The organism is Plantactinospora sp. B6F1 (assembly GCF_040120695.1).
In the GTDB taxonomy this organism is placed as follows: Bacteria; Actinomycetota; Actinomycetes; order Mycobacteriales; family Micromonosporaceae; genus Plantactinospora.
The window spans coordinates 208495-226413 of sequence record NZ_JBEEAC010000009.1 but is presented as its reverse complement, the minus strand read 5'-3'; the positions used below and the strand labels follow the sequence as shown (position 1 = coordinate 226413).

Sequence of the window (17919 nt, the reverse complement as noted above, 5' to 3'; positions counted from 1 at the left end):
GACGAACACCTCTGGCCGTCTGCCCACCGGCCATCACCTCCCACCACGAGTGCTGGGAGACAGCCTGCCCGATAGATCCTCAGAACCGACGGATTACACGATCAACGTTCAAAGACGAGGCACTAGCTCAGTGATCCGATGCGGTCGTCCCGGTAGGCGCGTAGCAGGCCGAGGCGGGCCGGCTGACAGGGCCACGGCGCGCCACAGGTCACCGGAACTCGATTCGACCAGTCGCGAGACCTGGGAGCTGGTGCGGGACAGCAAGGATCGGTCGGGGCCGGTGCTGGCGTTCGGGCCGGCGGCCTGGCGCACCTTCGTCCGGGGTGTTGCCCCGCATCGGTAGTCGATTTGACGATCGCCCCCGCGTCCGTGTGGCAGCACGGGCACGGGGGCGTCGCCATGCTCGGCCTCGGCAGGAGTCCCTTTGACGGGATCGCATCGAGGATCGCGAGCGCGGAATCCGAGGCGGGCTCGGCAGTGGGGAGGCATCCGACCAGGTGACCGGGGCATTAGTGGACCAAGCCTGACGCCACGGGGGGAGCGCCAGGCTTGGTCCCGTCTACGGTACCGCGCATCCGGGCTGCTGGGGAGTGGGCATTCGGGCGGGTCGTCGGTCAGCTGGCCGGCGACCGTCGGTTGACGGCCGGGGAGTGGGTGTTCGGTGAGTCGGGCGTGCGTATCCGGCGGGACAGCGCCGGATAGGCTCGGCCCGTGTCCAGCGACGCCGATTCCGACCAGTTCTCCTCCGCCGAAGGGTACGTCCAGCGCGCCGAACTGCTCGCCGAGCTCGGCCGCTACGACGAAGCGGCCGCGGAAGTCGGATTCGCGATCGCGCTCGACCCGTCGCATGTGCCTGCGCTGGTCATGCTCGCGATGGTCAAGCTCGCGGGTGGCAGGCCGGAGGAGGCGCTGGATGCCGCCGAGTCGGCCGTCGCCGCCGCTCCGGAGCTGATCCACCCGCTGGTGATCCGAGGACAGGCCCTGGCGGACCTGCGCCGGTTCAAGGAGGCGGCGGCGACGGCCGACGAGATCCTCGCGCTCGGCCCCGACGACGCGTACGCCCAGCGCAGCGCGGCGGCGATCCTGGGTGAGTCGCGCAACGGGCAGCAGGCGCTCAACGCCGCGTGGCGGGGTGTCGAGCTGGCGCCGCAGGAGCCGCAGGCGCACCTGGTGCTGGGCCTGGTGGCGGCCAGGATGCAGATGTTCGACCTGGCCGAGCGGGCGTACCGGGAGGCGCTGCGGCTGGACCCCGAACTGGCGGCGGCGCAGCACAACATCGGGGTGATCCGGCTGGAGCAGCGGCGCTACTCGGAGGCGCTGGAACATCTGGCGGACGCGGCGGCGCTGGAGCCGACCAGCCGGGACGGCGCCCGGGCGATCGGCGGCGGGCTGCGGCAACTCCTGATGTACGGCGCCGGCTACACCATCGTGGTGTCGATCCTGGTGGCCTGCCTGGCGGCGGCGAACCCGGTGTCGTCCCGGCTCTGGGCCGGGCTCGCGGCGGTGACCGGCGGCGTTCTGGTCTGGCGCTTCGCCAGACGGGTGCCGAACCTGGGCCGGGGGCGGCTGCCCGACCTGATCCGTTCCGACCGGCTGTTGGCCCTCGCCGTCTACGCCGTGGTTGCCGGACCGTGCCTGATCCTGCTCTACGCGATCCTCGGCTCGCCGTGGCCGCTGGTGCTGGCGCTGGTCACCACCGCCGCGACGCAGTTGGCGGTGCTCTTCGGCTGGTCACCCGACCGCGACTGATGGCATGACCTGTATCGGACAGCGTGGATGAACGGGTAGAGTCCGGGACAGAACATCCCGTTTCTCTGCGGCTTGCTCGTGCCGGCGGAACGTTCGGGGGTGCGATGGCTCGGCAGTGGACGCAGCGATGGAGCCGCCGGATCGGCGTGACGGTGTGCGGGGTGTTGGTGCTCACGGGTTGCACCAGCGAAACCGGACCGGAACCGCCGGCACCCAAGGTGAGCACCGAAGAGTTCGAGCAACGACTGACCGAGCACCTGTCCCGCGCGGTGGCCGGGGCGCTCGAGTCCGACGCGCAGGCAACCGCGCCGAGCCACTCCCGGAGGGCAGGCTGCGCAGACCTGCCCGGGGGCGGCCCGAGCTGGGGTGTCCGGCCCCGGGCGGAGCTGACGGTCTCCGCTGCGGAGCAGGCCGGGAAGTACCTCGACGACGTGGAGATGTGGATGCTTCGCGAGGGCTTCGCCGAACATGCCAAGAGGTTGCGGACCGGCACGCCCGCCGACGTCCGGGAGATCACCGCCGTGCACGAGGACGGCACCGAGTTGCTCATGGAAATGCCTCTGGAGAGTGGGCGGTTCACCGTCGCCCTGACCGGGCCGTGCACCTGGCCGCCGGATCGGCCCGGTGGCCCGCCGTCCGCCGGGCAGCTTCCACCCCTCCCGGCACCGTCCGGGCCGACGCAGACCCGCAGCGAGGACTCCGCCGACCCGTGCCGGTCGCCGAAGCTCTATGTCTACAACCTCACCTCCCGGCCCTTTGCCGGCCGCGGCCCGCACCTGATGGCGATGGTCAGGTACTCCGACGAGCGGGAGCTGGAGTACACCGAGATTCTGCTGCCCAGGGAATGGGAACCCCGGTACCAGTCCGGCACCTCCCGCCGGGACCTCGACCAGGTGCAGCTCCTCGTCTGCGTACGGGTGACGGCGTCCCGGGACTCGCGGCAGGACGTTACCTGCAGTTACGCGCATGAGCAGGCGCTGCTGGCCGGTGGCAGCCCGTTCACCTTCGACCTGTTCGAGAGCGCCTACCACGTAACGGTTCGGGAAGCCCGCAGCGGCAAGCTGGTCAGCGAGTTCACCGTGCCCGGGCGGCAGAGCGCCGAGGACAGCTGCCCGTTCCGCATGCACTACAACCGAAAGCTGGCCCGGGGCATCGACGAGGCGGCCTTGCAGAAGAGACTGCGGCCGCTGGTCGAGGCAGACCGGTGACCAGGCCGTCGGGGTCGGCTCAGCCGGTGCCCCGGCCGGACCAGGTCCAGGCGTACCCGGTGTCCTCGCAGGACAGTGCCGGGCCGCAGAGGTCGAGCGGGCGGAAGGTGTCGACCATGACGGCCAGCTCGTCGAAGCTCTCCGCCCCGATCGCCCGCTCCGGGGCGCCGGGCTGCGGGCCGTGGGTGAAGCCGGCCGGGTGCAGCGAGATCGAGCCCTGCGCGATGCCGGAGCCGCGCCGCGCCTCGTAGTTGCCGCCGGTGTAGAAGAGCATCTCGTCGGAGTCGACGTTGTGGTGGTTGTACGGCACCGGGACGGCCAGCGGGTGGTAGTCGACCTTGCGGGGCACGAAGGAGCAGATCACGAAGTTCGGCCCCTGGAAGGTCTGGTGCACCGGCGGTGGCTGGTGGATCCGACCGGTGATCGGCTCGAAGTCGTGGATGGAGAACGCCCACGGGTAGAGGTGGCCGTCCCAGCCGACGACGTCGAAGGGGTGGTTGGCGTACACGTGCCGGGTCCAGCCCCGGCGGTGCTGGACGTACACCTCCACGTCGGTCTCCTCGACCAGCAGCGGGGACTCCGGGCCCCGGATGTCCCGCTCACAGTAGGGGGAGTGTTCGAGGAACTGGCCGCGTACCGAGAGGTAGCGCTTGGGCGGGCCGATGTGCCCGGAGGCCTCGACGACGAGCATCCGCAGCGGCTCCGGGGCGACCGGCACGATCCGGTACACCACCGAGGTCGGGATGATCACGTAGTCCCCGGCGGTCACTCCGAGCACGCCGAAACTGGACTCGACCCGGGCCGCGCCGGACTCGACGTAGAGGCACTCGTCGCCGACCGCGTTGCGGTAGAGCGGGGAGGGCCGGTCGGCGACGACGTAGGAGATCCGGACGTCGTCGTTGGCGAGCAGGTGCTGCCGGCCCAGGATCGCGTCGGTGCCGGCTCCGCCGTCGAGTTTGTGGGTACGCAGGTGACGGGGCTTGAGCGGCAGGTTCGGCACCCGCTGCCAGGCCGGCGGGGTGAACTCCTCGGCGGCGACGATCGCGGTCGGCAGGTAGCGGTGGTAGAGCAGCGACGAGTCGGCGGAGAAGCCCTCCTGGCCCATCAGCTCCTCGGCGTAGAGGCTGCCGTCGGGCTGCCGGAACTGGGTGTGGCGCTTCCGGGGAACCTCGCCGACGCTGCGGTAGTACGGCATGATCGCCTCCGTTTTGTCCCAGTCACCGGCCGACGGTGTCCGATAATCGGACGGTGTTGTCCGCTAGTCGTAGCGTCCCGTAAGTTCTCTGTTCGTGTCAACGCAGGTACCTCGGCTCTTCGCCGGGCTGGTCGACGACGCCGCCGTCTTCCCGCCCGGCAGCGCCACGCTGCCCGACGCGGTCGCCGCGCACCGCCGGCACCGGGGCGCCTGGTACGCCCCGCTGGTCGGCCCCCTGCTGCTGCCCGCCTCCGCCCTGCCCAGCCTGCCGGCGCTGCTCGCCGACGACGAGCCGATCGACGTCGGCGTGATCGGCGACGTCCCCGTGGCAGAGCTGTACCCGCTGCGCGACCGCACCGACCCGCGGATCCGGATCCGCCAGGTCGAGATGGCGGTGGCCAAGCGGGGCGAGGACCCGCTGCCCGGGCTCGCCGCACTCGCCGAACTTCCCGGCCAGCTCGACGACGCCGACGTCTACGCGGAGATCCCGCTCACCTGGGGGCTGCTCGGCGCGCTCGACCGGCTGGCCGACGAGCGGGCCGGCGGCCGGCGGATCGCGGCCAAGTTCCGCACCGGCGGGCTGGCCGCCGAACTCTTCCCCACCCCGGTCGAGCTGGCGGCGGTGATCGGCGCCTGTCGGGACCGGGACCTGCCGTTCAAGCTCACCGCCGGGCTGCACCACGCCATCCGGCACATCGACCCGGAGACCGGCTTCACCCACCACGGCTTCGTCAACGTCCTTGCCGGCACCGCCGTGGCCTGCGCCGGCGCCGAGGTCTCCGAGGTGGCCGAGACGCTGGCCGCGACCGACCCGCTGCCGCTGGTCGAGGCGGCCCGGTCCCGGCGCGAGGAGCCACGTCCACTATGGAGCGGGTTTGGCTCGTGCAGCGTGATGGAACCGCTGATCGACCTGGTCCGGCTGGGACTGGTGAACGGAGGCTTCGAGTCGTGACGGTTGGGGGACGGGTGTGACCTGGGTGACGGAGGCGACGGGTTCGGCGTACGGGGTGCACAACCTCCCGTACGGGGTCTTCCGGTCGGCGGGGCGGGCGCGCCGGATCGGCGTACGGATCGGCGATTTCGTCCTCGACCTGGACGGCGCGGAGGCGGCCGGGCTGATCCTGGCCGGCGATGCGCTGCGCCAGCCGACGCTGAACGCGTTCCTGGCGCTCGGCCGGGCGCAGTGGAGCACCGTCCGGACCCGGATCGTGCAGCTGCTGACCGACGAGCGGCACCGGGCGGCGGTGGCTCCGCTGCTGGTCCCGCTCGACCAGGTCGAGTTGGTGCTGCCGTTCGAGGTCGGCGACTACGTCGACTTCTACTCCTCCGAGCACCACGCGAGCAACGTCGGCAAGATCTTCCGGCCGGACGGGGAGGCGCTGCTGCCGAACTGGCGGCACCTGCCGGTCGGCTACCACGGCCGGGCCGGCACGGTGGTGGTCTCCGGTACCCCGGTGGTCCGCCCGACGGGGCAGCGCGGCACCCCGGACGGTCCGGTGTACGGGCCGTCGACCCGGCTGGACATCGAGGCCGAGGTGGGTTTCGTGGTCGGCGTACCGTCGGCGCTGGGCGAACGGGTCGGGGTGGCCGACTTCCCGGCGCACGTCTTCGGGGTGGTGCTGCTCAACGACTGGTCGGCCCGGGACATCCAGGCATGGGAGTACCAGCCACTCGGGCCGTTCCTCGGCAAGTCGTTCTGCACCTCGGTCTCGCCCTGGGTGGTGCCGTTGGAGGCGCTGGCCGACGCCTGGGTGCCGGCCCCGGAGCAGGAGCCGGCGGTGCTCGACTACCTGCGGGACGTACCGCACCTGGGGCTGGACCTGCGGCTGACGGTGGACTGGAACGGCACCCGGGTCAGCGAGCCGCCGTTCGCCGGGATGTACTGGACGCCGGCCCAGCAGCTCGCCCACCTGACGGTGAACGGGGCGGCGCTGCGTACCGGTGATCTCTACGCCTCCGGCACCGTCTCCGGTCCGCGCCGCGAGCAGGTCGGCTCGTTCCTCGAACTGACCTGGGGTGGCACCGAGCCGGTGACGCTCTCCGACGGGGCGACCCGGACCTTCCTGGCCGACGGTGACACGGTCGGGATCGGCGCCACCGCGCCGGGGCCGAACGGCACCACGGTCGGGCTCGGTGAGGTCGTCGGGACGATCGCTCCGGCCCGCCCGGACTGAGCCGGCGGTCGGTCTCCCGCCGCCGGTCGGACGAAGTGTGCGATTGATCGGTCGAGACGAGTAACAGGATTGCTCGTCGCGCGTTGACTTACCCGGACGGTGACAAACCCGTCATCAAGTGTTATTAAGCTTGAAAGGGTACAAATATGTTCAACGCGGAAGTTGCTCGCTGGCGCAAGAGCAGCCGTTCGAACGATCAGGGGCTCTGCATCGAGGTGGCCGACAACCTGCCCGGAGTGGTCGGCGTGCGTGACTCGAAGGACCCGGACCCGGTGCTGTCGTTCGAACCGGCCAGTTGGGCGGCGTTCGTGACCGCGACCAGGACGGGCGCGTTCGGAAGCTGATCGACACCGCGCGGTTCCGAGCACTGCCGGAACCGCGCGGTCACGGGGAACACTTCGCCACGACATTCGTTCGCACTCCGTACTGTCACGTTATGATCACTCTGTGGCGGTCTGGAGTGTGAACTGTCCTCACCACGCCGTACCGTGACAGGCGGGGAGGTGCCCATGTCGACGGTGGCGTTCAGCCGACTGATCCAGGCACCCGCCGACGAACTGTGGCGGGTCTTCACCGACCTGCCCGACCGCCCCCGATGGCTCTGTCAGGTCGACGAGGTGCAGGTGCTGCGCCAGACCGGGCAGCCGGCACCGGAGGAGAGCGTCGCGCCACCCAGGTCCGGCCGGGAATCCGGCACCAGCCTCGGGGTCGGCACCGTCTGGCGGGAGAGCCGGCCCGGCCCGGACGGCACCGTGATGGTCGAGGAGTTCACGGTCCAGGAGGCGGTGCCGGCCCGGCGACTCGTCGTCAGCTCGTCAGGCAACGGCGTCGACTATCTGACGACGTACACCTTCGCTCCGGTGCCGGCGCGACCGCCGGGCCGGGGCCGGACCGTGGTGACGGTCAGCCACCAGGGTGTGCCGACCGCGCGGTACAGCCGGTTGCTCGCGGTGGTCTTCGGTGGGCTCGCCGCGCGGGCCGGCGAGGGCGCGCTGCGCCGGGACCTGGCCGACCTGGCCGCGACCGCCGCCCGCTCCGGACGAAGCGGCCCGGCCGTCGCCGCCTGACCGGCCGACGGAGTCCGCGCCCGCCGGCTACCCCGATCGGGCACCTGCCAGGTGGCGGCCGCCCGACCCTGGATAGGGTTCCGGCGGAGGTGTCCGGGCATGGCAACGCCGAACGGCGCGCGAAACCGGCCGCGGACGGCGGTCGCCATCGTGGTGACGGCGCTGCTCCTGGCCGGGGCCGCCGTGATCGTCTACCGGGTGCTGGCGCCCGCCGAGGTGAGTACTCCGGCCCGGGGCGACTATCCGGCTCCGGTGACCGTCCGGCCCGGCGTCGTCGGCACCCTCAACGCGGCACCGCTGATCGTCGACGACCGGATCAGGGTCTACGCCACCACCCGGCAGATCCGAGCCGACCGGCCGATCGACGCACCGACCCGGCGCACGCCGTACTGGTCGTACCGGCGCTGGCCGGCCCAGGTGGCGGGGGTGGCGGCCGACGGTGGCACGGTGCTGACCCGCTGGTCGGACGGCGAGCTGGTGGCGCTGGACGCCCGTACCGGCACGGTCCGCTGGCGGGCGGCCGGACCGCGTCCCGGGCACGGCTACCTCGGCCGGCGTACCGGAGCGGCCACCGTCTACGCCCCGACCGGCCTGCACACCGCCCACGGCTCGACCGGGCGGCCCGTCCTGGTGGTCGGGGAGGCCGCCGACCGGCGCGGCATCGACCTCGACTCCGGCCGGGAACTGTGGCGCCTCGCCGCCGACCCGGCCTGCCCGGACGGTGCTGGCCCGGATGGCCCGGCCGGTGCTGGCCCGGATGGCCCGGACGGTGGTGGCCCGGACGGCCCGGCCGGCGCGGACGGCGGCCCGGACGGCGCGGACGCGGCGGCGGGTCGGGGGCTGACCACCGTCGACGGGCTCTTCACCGTCGTCGACGTCTGCGCCGGATCGGTCGAGGTGGAATTCCGCGACGTGGCCACCGGCGCCCTCGTCGGGCGCTGGCGTCCCGACGATTCCGGGCGGCCGGTGCAGGTCAGCCCGGTCGGCTGTGCGACCGGGAGGTCCGGTTGCCGGGCCCTGCGCACGGTCAGCGGTGGCGTGACCCGGGGCTGGCTGCTCGACGGGGCCCGCCCGGTGCCGGCCCCGGCACTGGACGCGCCCGAGGCGGTCCTGGTCGACGAGGTCGCGGTGACCCCGGACGGGACCGGGCTGCTGGCCCGGTCGGTGCGGACCGGTGCCGAACTGTGGCGCTGGTCCGAGGCCGGGCAGGCCCGGCTGATCGCCACCCAACCCGGCCGCGTGCACCTGCGTACCGCCGGAGGTGACCTGGTCACCCTGGACTCGGCGACCGGGGCGGAACGGTCGCGCTTCCCGTTCACGTACGGCCGGGACTCGACCAGCTGGACACCCGGGTTCGCGTACGCCGCCAGCGGCTTCGTCGCCGTGGAGCGGCTCGCCGAGCCGGTGGACCCGGCCGCCGGGGACGACCGCTACTACCTGGCGGCCCAGCCGGTCATCCTGGCCGGCACCTGACCAGGCCGAGGCGGTGCCGGGCCGGGCGGTGCGCTGACGGAGACTAGGACCCGGCCGCCGCACCGACCTTGCGACGGCGGTGTGCCCGGCGGGCGACGACGAAGAGTCCGCCGGTGAGGATCAGGCCGACGACCAGCGAGGTTCCGACGATCCCCCACGGGGTGCGCAGCGGCGCGAGGAGCCGGCTCGGCTCGCCGACCTCGCCCGGGTCGGGGAAGGTGATCCTTCCGGTGCCGCGCTGCCGCACCGTACCGCTCGCGAGTTCGATGTCGATCTTCCACGGGCCGTTGGGCAGTTCCCGGGGAAACCGCACGCCGACGCTGCCCGACGCACCGGGTTCGAGTGTCGTCCCCTCGATCACCTCGAACGGGCCGGCGCGGGTCCCGGCCGGTCCCTCGGAGAGCGACACCGTGCCACTGAGGTCCAGCGCCCGCCCGCCGGTGTTCGCCACCCGGATGCTCGCCGACGGTACGCCCTGGGCGTCCCGCGCCGGCACCACGTCACCGATCGTGAAACTGGACGGCGGCTCGCCACCGACACCGATGTCGAGATAGACCCGTACGCCGACCCGGTGGATCTGGCTGACGTTGGCCGACTTCTTCGGCGGGGACTTCGTCGAGGCCCAGATGACGGCGTACCGCTCACCCTTCGGTGTTGGTGGCGGTACGTCGAGGGTGGCTCGGATCCGGGTCTTGGCGCCCGGCGGGAGTTCCACCCGCTCCCTGTCCAGGGAGATCCAGGAGCTCAGCTCGTTCTGCGTCCGGCCCTCGGCAAACCGGAACCGGCCCCCTTCGACGCTGGCCGCCGCCGCGTAGAGGTCGACCCGCTGGGCGCGGGAGGTCTTGTTCACCACCAGCAGCTGGCGCCGGATCACGGTGCCGGGCGGCAGGTGGTCCACGATGTAGCGCAGCGCCCGTGGGTCGGCACGGCGGTCCACCGGTGCCTCCAGCAGCTGGATCCCGATTCTCTCGGTGTCGGGGTCGTCCCGACCGGCCGCGCCGGCCTGGGTGGGTGGCAGACCCAGGCCGACGAGGCAGGTGAGGAGCAGCGGTGCCCAGCCCGCCGGTCGCGGCACCGGTCCGGTCGGGACCGCCGCCGTCGCGCGGGGACTACGCCACCGAATGCGTCACCGTCCCGGTGTAGGTGCCGGCCTCGGCGTCCAGCGGCACGTTGATCGACAGCCCTGGATTCCAGGTGGCGGAGTTGTTGCCGGTGCCGCCGACGTGGGTGAACGCGACCACCGGGGTGACGGTGTCCAGCGGCACCGCATCGTCGGAGGTGGCCTGGCCGGGGTTGAAGGTGCCGTTGCCGGTCGAGGTGATCAGGCTCCCCGACCAGTACTCGACCTCGGAGGCGAGGATCGTCTGGCTCGGCGTACCGGTGCCGGTGGTGAAGACGCTCGACGTCACGCTCGCCGCCCAGGAGGCGTCGCCCGAGGCCCGGGCGTCGGTGACGGTGACCGCGCCGAGGGAGCCGTCGATGGTGGTGCCCGGTGCGCCGGAGCCGAGGTCGGCCGAGGTGGGCGCGTCGATGTCGAGAGTGCCGGCGGTGACGTCGAAGGTGACGGTGGTGGTGTCGGTCGGCGCCGCCACGGCGGGTGCGGCGGTGAGTCCCACCGCAGCCGCGGCGGCCGCTCCGATCACGAGCATTCTGGCAAGTCGCACGGACGGTACCTCACGCTTTCTCGAATGGATCTCGTCGATCCGGTGATCTCGGATCCCGGGCCGCGCCCGGTGACCTATTCGAGGAAGATAGGGGATATCGTCCTATTTGCGGGCCAAAAGGAGTTTAATCGTACTTTCTTCGCTTACCGCTGCTGGGTGAGCTGGTCGGCCACCGCGAGGAAGGCGTCGTTCTCGGCCGGGGTGCCGACGGTGACCCGTACGCCCTCACCGGCGAAGGGACGGACGATGATCCCGCGCGCCTCGCAGGCCTGTGCGAACGGCACCGACCGGTCGCCCAACGGCAACCAGACGAAGTTGGCCTGGCTCTCCGGCACCGTCGCCCCGACCGGCCCGGCCGGCAGCCGCTTGCGCAGCGCCTCGGTCACCCGGTCCCGCTCGGCGATCACCAGCGCGCAGCGCCGCCGTACCTCGTCGGCCTGGTCGAGCGCGGCCAGCGCCCCCGCCTGGGCGGCCAGGCTGGTGGAGAACGGGGTGACCACCTTGCGTACCGCCGCGGCCACCTCCGGCTGCCCGACCAGGAAGCCGATCCGGAGCCCGGCCAGGCCCCACGCCTTGGAGAGCGTGCGCAGCACCACCACGTTCGGCCGGTCGCCGTAGGCCGCGAGGCCGTCCGGCACCGCCGGGTCGGTGACGAACTCCCGGTACGCCTCGTCGAGCACCACCAGCACGTCGTCCGGCACCGCGGCGAGGAACCGGTCCAGCTCGGGGCGGCGCAGGCTGGTCCCGGTCGGGTTGTTCGGGTTGCAGACCAGGATCAGCCGGGTCCGGTCGGTCACCGCCGCCGCCATCGCGGTCAGGTCGTGCCCGTGGCCGGCGTCGTTGGGCACCCGCACGCTGGTCGCGCCGCTGGTCGCCGCGATGATCGGGTACGCCTCGAAGGAGCGCCACGAGTACACGACCTCGTCCCCGGGCAGGCAGGTCGCCCGGACCAGGTGCTCGGCCAGCGCCACCGACCCGCAGCCGGTGGCGATCCGGTCCGGGTCGACGCCGTGGCGTTCGGCCAGCGCCGCCCGCAGCGCCAGTACGCCCATGTCCGGGTACCGGTGTGCCCCGGCGACCGCCTCGGCGACCGCCTCGACCACCCCCGGCAGCGGACCGTACGGCACCTCGTTGCTGGCCAGTTTGATCGCTTCCGGCAGGCCCAGCTCCCGGGCCAGGTCCGCCGGGCTGCGCCCGGGCACGTAGTTCGGCAGCGCGTCCAGATCGGCGCGGGTCAGCCGGGGAGTCGTCGCGGGACGCTGGCCGGAATCGGGGGTCGGACCGGTCATGACGCGGGGCCTCCAGAGCGATCGTGCGGGGTGTCGGTGGTCTCGGCCGGGGGACTGGCCGGGGCGGACGCTCGGACCACCACGGTCTGGCCCCGCTTGTCGTGCAGGGCCTGCCGCAGTGGCCGGTCGAAGAACGGAAGCGCGCAGTCGACGAGTTGGATCAGAAAGCCGATGCCACAGCAACTCCAGAGGAAGACCGGCAGGCCCAGCATGTTGAACCGCCGGAACGAGCGACCGAAGCCCAACTGCTCGGTCTCGGCCAGCGGTACGACCTTGATCCTCATGATCCGCTTGCCGAAGGTCTGCCCGGTGTTGGCCACCGACGGCACCTCGTAGGCGAACCAGAGCGCGACGGCGATCAGCAGGATGACCACCTGCAACCCGTCGGCCTCCGCGCTGACCTGGGGTAGGCCCTCGGTGGTCGACTCGCCGGCCAGCGCACGCCGCCAGATCTCCCGGCTGACCGGCTCGACCTCCTGCACGAAACGCCAGACGAACCAGCTGTTCACCACCACGTTGAGCAGCAGCACCAGGCCGATGTCGATCAGCCGGGCGACCACCCGGGCGCCGAGCGGCGCCAGCTCCAACCCGTGCGGCCGGGGTGGTGGCGCGGCCCAGTACGGATGCGGCCAGCCTGGCGGCGGCGGCCCGTACGGCATTCCGGGCGGCCCGTACGGGTGACCCGCCGGACCGGCACCCGGCCAACCGGGCGCGGACGGCGGTCCGCTCGGCGGTGCGTCGCTGACCGGTGGCGTACCGCCCGTCGGCGGGCCGCTGCCCGGTGGCCCACCCCACGGTGGCCCACCCCACGGCGGGCCACCCCACGGCGCGGCCGGCCCACCGGGCGCACCGGGCGGGGGTGGCGTCGCTGGTGAGCCGGGTGCGGCGGGAGAACCCGGTGCCCCGGGTGGGGCTCCGGCACCGCTGGACGGTGCCGGGGTGGGCTCGGGCTCCTCGGCCGGCGGCGGACCGGGTGGCGGGGTGGCGTCGACGGGCAGCGGTGCGCCCACCCAGCCCTCGCCGTCCCAGTACCGCTGGGTGGTCGGCTCGGCGGGGTCGGCGTACCAGCCCGGCTGCACCGTCACCGGGACGACCTTGATTGAGTCCAGACGTTCACGCTGGCACCTTAACCACCACGGTCTTGGCGAACTTGTCGTGGAGGCACTGCTGGTACGGCTTGTCCCAGAGCTGCCAGAGGCCGTCGAGGTAGTTCAGCCCGGGCACCAGGCCGCCGGCCGTCTGGACCAGGAACCGCCGGGCCAGCGGGGGCCGGCCGATCGTGCCGGCCGGATCCAGCGGGATGATCTTGATCTTCATCACCCGCTTGCCGACGGTCTGCCCGGTCCGTTTCGCCAGCTCCACGTGGTAGACGTACTGGAGGGCGAGCCCGACCAGTAGCAGGCCGACCTCCAGCAACAGCAGCGGCACCAGGAAGTCCGACAGGTACAGCTCAAGGGTGACGGTGTCCGGATCGGTCACGGTGAAAAAGTCCGCACCCCCCGTGGTGAAGTAGACCACGAAGACCGGGATCGCGATCACCATCATCGTCCCGAAGAGGATCGCCGAGTCGATCAGGTACGCCAGCAGTCGGTCACCGAACGAGGCGAGCGGCTGCCCGGACGGGCTGACCGGCGGCGGCGCCACCGGGTAACCCGGGACCGGCCCGTGGCCCGGCCGGCCCGGCGCGTACCCCGGAGGGCCGTAGCCGGGCGGGCCGTAGCCGGGCGGCGGGCCGTATCCCTGCGGTGGGACGTACCCCTGCGGCGGCGGATGCATGGTGGGAGGCTGCTGGGTCACGCTGACAGTGTTACAGGTTCCCGCGCGCCTCCTGCTCCCGCTCGATGGCCTCGAAGAGTGCCTTGAAGTTGCCCTTGCCGAAACCGAGAGATCCGTGCCGTTCGATCAGCTCGAAGAAGACCGTCGGCCGGTCCTGCACCGGCTTGGTGAAGATCTGCAACAGGTAGCCGTCCTCGTCCCGGTCGACCAGGATCTTCCGGGCCTTCAGCTCCTCGATCGGGGCGCGTACCTGGCCGATCCGGGCCCGCAGCTCCGGGTCGTCGTAGTACGAGTCCGGGGTGTCCAGGAACTCCACGCCGGCCGCCCGCATCGCGTCGACGCTGGCCAGGATGTCGTTGGTGGCCAGCGCGATGTGCTGGGCACCGGGTCCGCCGTAGAACTCCAGGTACTCGTCGATCTGCGACTTGCGGCGGGCCACCGCCGGCTCGTTGAGCGGGAACTTGACCTTGCGGGTGCCGTTCGCCACCACCTTCGACATCAGCGCCGAGTAGTCGGTGGCGATGTCGTCGCCGATGAACTCGGCCATGTTGGTGAAGCCCATGACCCGGCGGTAGAACTCCACCCACTCGTCCATCCGGCCCAGCTCGACGTTGCCGACGACGTGGTCGACGGCCTGGAAGAACCGCTTCGGCTGCAGGCCGGCGTCGATCATCGGCTGCCGGTCCACGATCGGGCCCTGGGCGACGAAGCCGGGCAGGAACGGGCCCTGGTAGCGCGAGCGGTCGACCAGCGAGTGCCGGGTGTCGCCGTAGGTGGCGATGGTGGCGATCCGGACCGTGCCGTGTGAGTCGGTCACGTCGTACGGGGCGGCCAGGCCGGTGGCGCCCTGCGCCATCGCGTGCGCGTACGCGGCGTCCACGTCCGGCACCGCCAGCGCGATGTCGAGTACGCCGTCGCCGTGCCGGGCCACGTGGTCGGCGTCCGGGGCGCCCGGGCGGACCGCGCCGGTGAAGACGAACCGGGCCGAGCCGCTGGTCAGCACGTACTCGGCGTGCTCCCGGTGGCCCTGCTCAGGTCCCCGGTACGCCGCCCGGGTCATCCCGAACGCGGTCGAGTAGTAGTGCGCGGTCTGCTTCGCGTTGCCGACCATGAACCGGATGTGGTCGATCCCCTGCACCGGGAAGGGGTCGGCGGCGTCGTCGTGCGCGACGGCCCCGACGAGCCGGTCGACGTCGACGTCGACGTCCAGAGCCGAGCCGGCGCCGGACGGCTTGTGGAGTGCGCTGGTCATCGTCCTGCCTCCTGGGGTGCCGCGACCGGCCGGCGGCCCGGCCGGTCTTTCCGGGAGCATCCCGCTCGGGGTGCTGACTGGGCAACCAATCCGCAAAACGCTGAGCAGGTTGTGCATTTAGTATGGTGAGCAGCCGTGACTACTGTGCAAGATGTGCGGCTTGATTGGCTCGACGTCCGCCTGATCGACCTGCTCGCCGCCGAACCCCGGATCGGCGTGCTGGAGTGTTCCCGCCGGCTCCAGGTGGCCCGGGGCACCGTGCAGGCCCGACTGGACAAGCTGCTCGCCCGGGGCGTGATCGCCGGTCTCGGGCCGCAGCTCGACCCGGCGGCGCTCGGCTTCGCGGTGACCTCCTTCGTCACGCTGGAGATCAACCAGCGGTCCGGCCACGACCCGGTGACCGCACACCTGCTCGGCATCCCCGAGGTGCTGGAGGCGCACACCATCACCGGCTCCGGTGACGTGCTCTGCCGGATCGTCGCCCGCTCCAACGCCGACCTGCAACGGGTGCTCGACCAGATCGTCGCGCACGAGCAGATCGCCCGGGCCTCCAGCATCATCGCGTTGGCGGAGAAGATCCCCTACCGGGTGCTGCCGCTGCTCCGCTCGGCCGTGGACGCCGCGCCCGAGGGGGCGGGCTCGGCGACGGGAGCGTCGGGCGGGGCGGGCGCGTCGGAGGGGGCGGGCTCGGCGACGAGCGCGTCGCCGAGCGCGGTCCGCTCGTAGCGGACCGAACGGCCGAGCCGGGTCCGGCTGACCAGCCCGGCGTCCCGGAGCACCGCCAGGTGCCCGCCGACGCTGCCCAACCCGCTGCCGAGCTGGGCGACGAGCTGGCTGGTCGTGGCGGGGACGGCCAGGGCCCGCAGCACCGCCGCCCGGGAGGCGCCGACCAGCCGGTCCACCGCGTCCGGGGTACGGCCGGGCGGTGGCGGGCCGAGCAGGTCGGCCACGCCCCGAGCGGGATAGACGATCGCGTACGGCCAGGGCGGCTCGGTGTAGCTGATCAGCGGGCCGAAGGCGGTGGGTACGAAGAGCAGCCCCCGGCCGGCCAGCTTCCGGCTGCCCCGGTCGGCGCAGTCGACCTCGATCACCCCGTCCACCCCGTCCGAGACCCAGCGCAGCCGGGGGTCGAGGTCGGCGAGCGCGGCGGCCCAGCCGTACGTGCCGAGCTGCCCGGCCCGGCGCAGCAGGTCCCGTTCGAGTACCGCCCGCAGCCGTGGCCAGTCGGGCGCGACCAGCGCGGTCCAGGCCGCCTCGATTCCGTCGGCGATCCGGTCGACCACGTCCGGTGCCTCGAAGATCCGCCGCGCGTACTCCGGCGGGGTCCGGTGCCCGGCCAGGTTGCGGGCCAGCTCCTCGCGGGCCTGCTCCAGCGGGGTTGCCCGGATCGCGGCCAGTTCGTCGGCGAAGCTCAACCCGACCGCCGGAGGCGGCGGCTGCACGAAGTCCGCGTTGTAGCCGTCCCGGCGCAGCAGCGTCAGCAGCGCACCGACGGACGGTGAGTCCCGCCGCAACCGCAGGTACCGGTCCCGGACCCGGGCCACCCAGGGGGCCAGCGCGGCCGACCGGTGCTGCCCGGCGCAGAGCCGCAACGCCGACATCGCCTCGCCGAGCGGCGAGATGGCGAACCGGCTGGCCGCCACGTCGGCCGGGGTCACCTCGATCCGGATGGTCACCGACGCCGGCTCCTTCCGCCGATTCCGCTCCGACGGCCCGGGGACTGCCGGCACCTTTCGCTCCTGCCCGAAACACTAGTGCGGCGCGGTGGGGTCGCGCACGCTGGCCGGGTGAGCACCGCGACGGGCCCGGTCGAGGACCGGGCGAGCAGACCGGAGCCGGACGACCGGCCGGCGACGTTCGGCAGTGTGCTGGCGGTACCCGAGTTTCGGGCGATCTTCGCGGGCTTCGGCGTGTTCATGGTCGGCGAGACGGTGAAGATGCTCGCCCTCGCCGTACTGATCTACGAACGGACCGGGTCGCCGCTGCTCGCCGCGCTGGCGTACGTGGTCGGCTTCCTGCCACACGCGATCGGCGGCGTACTGCTGCTCGCCCTCGCCGACCGGTGGCGTCCCCGGGCCCTGATGGTCGGCTACGACCTGCTGCGGCTGGCCGCGGCCGCGCTGCTCGCGCTCGGCGTGCTCCCACCGGCCGGCATGCTCGGACTGGTCTTCGCGGTCGGGCTGCTGGCCCCGGTGAGCAGCGCCGCCCGCAACGCCCTGCTGCCGGAACTGCTCGTCGGGGACGGCTACGTACTCGGGCGCTCGCTCTTCACCATCGCGGCGGGTGCCACCCAGGTGCTCGGGTTCGGCCTCGGCGGCCTGCTGCTCGGCCTGGTCGGCCCGTACGGCGCGCTCTGGCTGACCGCGCTCACCTGCGGGCTCTCCGCCCTCCTGGTGCGGTACGGCGTGGCGGAGCGGCCACGCCGGGCGGCGGCACACGGGGTGGTCCGGCAGACCTGGCGGGTCAACCGGCTGCTGCTGCGCGACCGGCGGATCCGGGGACTGCTGCTGGTGCAGTGGCTGCCCGGGTCGCTGCTGGTCGGCGCCGAGGGCGTGATCGTGCCGTACGCCGACGACCTCGGTCCCGGGGCGAGCGCCGGGGTGCTCTTCGCGGCGTCGGCGTTCGGCATGCTCCTCGGTGACCTGGTGCTCGGACGGTGGGTCGCGCCGGCCCGGCGGGAGCGGTTGGCCCCGTGGCTGGCGCTGCTGCTCGGTGCGCCGATGCTGGGCTTCGCCGCCGGACCGGGGCTGGCCGCCGGCGCCGTGCTGTTCGGGCTGGCCACCTTCGGCTTCGCCTTCCAGCTCGGGCTGGCCCGGCGGTTCCTGGCGGCGGTGCCGGAACAGCGCCGGGGGCAGGCGTTCGGGCTGCTGGCCACCGGGCTGATGACCACGCAGGGCCTGACCGCCGGGCTGGCCGGGCTGCTCGCCGAGTGGCTCCCGCCGGGCCGGGTGATGGTGCTCGCCGGGGTCGCCTCGATGGCCGCGACCCTGCTGCTGTGGCGCTGGCTCCGTCCGGAGCCGGTTGCACGAAGATCCACGACACGGACATAACGCCTAGCGGCACTTGCCGCGC

At 72.7% G+C, this 17919-nt stretch carries 17 protein-coding genes and 1 pseudogene; 10 read left to right on the top strand and 8 right to left on the bottom strand.

Going from position 1 to position 17919, the window contains the following annotated elements:
- Window positions 1–49 precede the first annotated feature (49 nt).
- The 3 genes from ABNF97_RS15225 (at window position 50) to ABNF97_RS15215 (ending at window position 2957) form a co-directional block, all read left to right on the top strand.
- Window positions 50–343: a DUF397 domain-containing protein gene (locus ABNF97_RS15225; RefSeq protein ID WP_349338940.1), complete on the top strand. Its 294-nt coding sequence runs from the start codon at window positions 50–52 to the stop codon at window positions 341–343.
- Window positions 344–711: 368 nt separating this feature from the next.
- Window positions 712–1749: a tetratricopeptide repeat protein gene (locus ABNF97_RS15220; protein ID WP_349338933.1), complete on the top strand. Its 1038-nt coding sequence runs from the start codon at window positions 712–714 to the stop codon at window positions 1747–1749.
- 218 nt (window positions 1750–1967) lie between these two features.
- Window positions 1968–2957: a hypothetical protein gene (locus ABNF97_RS15215; protein WP_349338932.1), complete on the top strand. Its 990-nt coding sequence runs from the start codon at window positions 1968–1970 to the stop codon at window positions 2955–2957.
- 19 nt (window positions 2958–2976) lie between these two features.
- On the opposite strand, the gene ABNF97_RS15210 is transcribed toward ABNF97_RS15215, so the two are convergent.
- The gene (locus ABNF97_RS15210) at window positions 2977–4152 is read right to left on the bottom strand and encodes a homogentisate 1,2-dioxygenase (RefSeq protein WP_130465381.1); all 1176 of its coding nucleotides are present in this window, start codon (window positions 4150–4152) and stop codon (window positions 2977–2979) included.
- 94 nt (window positions 4153–4246) lie between these two features.
- Here ABNF97_RS15210 and ABNF97_RS15205 point away from each other — a divergent pair, with 94 nt between their 5' ends.
- The 5 genes from ABNF97_RS15205 to ABNF97_RS15185 all read left to right on the top strand — a co-directional run bounded on the left by ABNF97_RS15205 (window position 4247) and on the right by ABNF97_RS15185 (window position 8866).
- Window positions 4247–5104, top strand: coding sequence for a hypothetical protein (locus tag ABNF97_RS15205; protein WP_130465380.1), 858 nt, complete (start codon window positions 4247–4249; stop codon window positions 5102–5104).
- 16 nt (window positions 5105–5120) lie between these two features.
- Window positions 5121–6326: a fumarylacetoacetase gene (fahA, locus tag ABNF97_RS15200; RefSeq protein ID WP_130465379.1), complete on the top strand. Its 1206-nt coding sequence runs from the start codon at window positions 5121–5123 to the stop codon at window positions 6324–6326.
- 146 nt (window positions 6327–6472) lie between these two features.
- Window positions 6473–6670 carry a DUF397 domain-containing protein gene (locus tag ABNF97_RS15195; protein WP_107257431.1) on the top strand — a complete coding sequence of 66 codons (198 nt, stop codon included), beginning with the start codon at window positions 6473–6475 and terminating at the stop codon, window positions 6668–6670.
- A 165-nt stretch (window positions 6671–6835) separates the two neighbouring features.
- Complete coding sequence (locus ABNF97_RS15190; RefSeq protein WP_130465378.1) at window positions 6836–7393, top strand: SRPBCC family protein; 558 nt, start codon at window positions 6836–6838, stop codon at window positions 7391–7393.
- Window positions 7394–7492: 99 nt separating this feature from the next.
- The gene (locus ABNF97_RS15185) at window positions 7493–8866 is read left to right on the top strand and encodes an outer membrane protein assembly factor BamB family protein (protein WP_349338931.1); all 1374 of its coding nucleotides are present in this window, start codon (window positions 7493–7495) and stop codon (window positions 8864–8866) included.
- 43 nt (window positions 8867–8909) lie between these two features.
- Here the strand turns inward: ABNF97_RS15185 and ABNF97_RS15180 are convergent, their stop codons facing one another.
- The 6 genes from ABNF97_RS15180 to hppD form a co-directional block, all read right to left on the bottom strand.
- Window positions 8910–9941, bottom strand: coding sequence for a hypothetical protein (locus ABNF97_RS15180; protein WP_130465377.1), 1032 nt, complete (start codon window positions 9939–9941; stop codon window positions 8910–8912).
- 34 nt (window positions 9942–9975) lie between these two features.
- The gene (locus ABNF97_RS15175; protein ID WP_349338930.1) at window positions 9976–10530 is read right to left on the bottom strand and encodes a hypothetical protein; all 555 of its coding nucleotides are present in this window, start codon (window positions 10528–10530) and stop codon (window positions 9976–9978) included.
- 143 nt (window positions 10531–10673) lie between these two features.
- Window positions 10674–11819, bottom strand: coding sequence for a histidinol-phosphate transaminase (gene hisC / locus ABNF97_RS15170; protein WP_130465376.1), 1146 nt, complete (start codon window positions 11817–11819; stop codon window positions 10674–10676).
- Window positions 11816–12904 (bottom strand): RDD family protein, encoded by a 1089-nt coding sequence (locus ABNF97_RS15165; RefSeq protein WP_349338929.1) that lies wholly within the window; start codon window positions 12902–12904, stop codon window positions 11816–11818. The genes hisC and ABNF97_RS15165 overlap by 4 nt, the downstream gene beginning before the upstream one ends.
- Before the next feature lie 28 nt (window positions 12905–12932).
- Entirely contained in the window at window positions 12933–13616 is a 684-nt protein-coding gene (locus ABNF97_RS15160) for an RDD family protein (RefSeq protein WP_349338928.1), read from the bottom strand.
- 10 nt (window positions 13617–13626) lie between these two features.
- Window positions 13627–14847 (bottom strand): 4-hydroxyphenylpyruvate dioxygenase, encoded by a 1221-nt coding sequence (hppD, locus tag ABNF97_RS15155; protein ID WP_349338927.1) that lies wholly within the window; start codon window positions 14845–14847, stop codon window positions 13627–13629.
- Window positions 14848–14982: 135 nt separating this feature from the next.
- Here hppD and ABNF97_RS15150 point away from each other — a divergent pair, with 135 nt between their 5' ends.
- A complete protein-coding gene (locus ABNF97_RS15150) occupies window positions 14983–15573 on the top strand; it encodes an Lrp/AsnC family transcriptional regulator (RefSeq protein WP_349338926.1) in 591 nt (196 codons plus the stop codon).
- Here the strand turns inward: ABNF97_RS15150 and ABNF97_RS15145 are convergent.
- Window positions 15543–16517 (bottom strand): annotated as a pseudogene (locus ABNF97_RS15145) (ArsR/SmtB family transcription factor); the annotation flags it as partial. The gene ABNF97_RS15150 and the pseudogene ABNF97_RS15145 overlap by 31 nt on opposite strands.
- Before the next feature lie 117 nt (window positions 16518–16634).
- On the opposite strand from ABNF97_RS15145, the gene ABNF97_RS15140 reads away from it, so the two are divergent.
- The gene (locus tag ABNF97_RS15140; RefSeq protein WP_349338925.1) at window positions 16635–17897 is read left to right on the top strand and encodes an MFS transporter; all 1263 of its coding nucleotides are present in this window, start codon (window positions 16635–16637) and stop codon (window positions 17895–17897) included.
- Window positions 17898–17919: the final 22 nt, after the last annotated feature.